General features: G+C 64.2%; 1 protein-coding gene and 1 pseudogene. Both read right to left on the bottom strand.

Annotated features, from left to right (window positions below; translation table 11 throughout):
• Nucleotides 1–730 (bottom strand): annotated as a pseudogene (locus H7841_18555) (sigma 54-interacting transcriptional regulator).
• A gap of 16 nt (nt 731–746) precedes the next feature.
• Nucleotides 747–1,490 (bottom strand): ATP-binding protein (locus tag H7841_18550; protein ID MEO5338859.1); only part of this gene is annotated, 744 nt, incomplete at its 5' end.

Here is a 1,490-nt window from a genome sequence, read left to right as displayed (position 1 = left end):
CCGCCGATGCGGTGGAAGACCTGTTCCTGCAGGACGCGGACGATACGGCCCTGGGTCTCGAGGGGCATGTCGGCGACTTCGTCGAGGAACAGGGTGCCCATATGGGCCGTCTCGAAGGTCCCGACCTTGCGCGGCACGGCACCGTCGCCGCTTTCCGTGCCGAACAGTTCCTCTTCTACCTTTTCCGGGTCCATGGTGGCACAGTTGAGCACCACGAAGGGGCCATCGGCACGTCGGGAACGGTCGTGCAACATGCGACCGACTGGCGCACCTGGGCGATGGTCTGCGAGCGGCCGATCAGGTCGGTCTCGATGGCTGTGGCGGCACGGGCCCTCAGTTCCTCGTTTTCGCGCCGCAGCCTCGCCGTTTCGATGGCGCGGTCGACCACCAGCAGCAGCCGGTCCGCCTTGAAGGGCTTCTCGACGAACTCGTAAGCTCCCAGCTTGATGGCCAACACGGCGGTCTCGATGGTGCCGTGGCCGCTCATCATGACGACCGGGACGGTCGGATGGGCCGCCTTGACGGCCTTCAGGATACCGAGACCGTCCAGCTTGCTCCCCTGCAGCCAGATGTCGAGCAACACCAAGCTGGGCGGCCGGCCGTTGACGCTGCCGAGCGCGGTATCGGAATCGCCCGCCTCGCGGGTCTCATAGCCCTCGTCCTCCAGGATGCCCGCCGTGAGCGCCCGGATGTCGGCTTCGTCGTCGACGATGAGAATTTCGTGAGCCATGGCCGAATTGCCGTTGTCAGGAAGGAAGGATGCTCGTCGCCACCATCATGGGGTCTTGGATTTCGCCGTCGCCGGCCTTGTTTTCCGCGCCCTCGTCATCCCCGGGGCGGAAGACCATGATGACCCTCGCCCCACCCCCGTCTCGATCATCGAGAAGTAAGCTACCATTGTGGTCTTCCATGATTTTCTTGACGATTGCAAGCCCCAGGCCCGTCCCCTTGGCGCGGGTGGTGACGTAGGGCTCGGTCAGCCGGTGCCGGTCTTCCTTGGGAAGCCCACGTCCGTTGTCTTCGATGACCACGGCGATCCTGCGGTCCGCAAGGTCCGGCGTACCGTCCTCGATCGACAGCCGAATGGTGCCGGGCGCGAGCGTCTCTCCCGCCGCTTCCCGCCCGGTGATGGATTCGGCGGCATTCTTCAGCAGGTTGGTCAAGGCTTGGCCGATCTGGCGACTGTCGCAACGCAGGCGCACCGCCGCGTCGGGAATCTCGACCGCGTAGTTGATTTCCGGATGGCGATTACGTTCCAGGAATACGGCTTGGCGGCAAAGGTCGGACAGATTCTCCGGTCGCAGGGTGGCTTGGGGCATGCGGGCAAAGGCGGAAAATTCGTCCACCATGCGGCCGATATCGCCCACTTGGCGGATGATGGTGTCGGTGCAGGTGGAGAAGGTTTCCGGGTCGGCGGTTATCTGCTTGAGGTACTTGCGCTTCAGGCGTTCGGCGGCCAGTTGGATGGGAGTCAGGGGGTTCTTGATCTC

The sequence above is a fragment of the Magnetospirillum sp. WYHS-4 genome, from assembly GCA_039908345.1.
Classification (GTDB): domain Bacteria; phylum Pseudomonadota; class Alphaproteobacteria; order Rhodospirillales; family GLO-3; genus JAMOBD01.
This window is presented reverse-complemented; position numbering and strand designations above follow the sequence as displayed.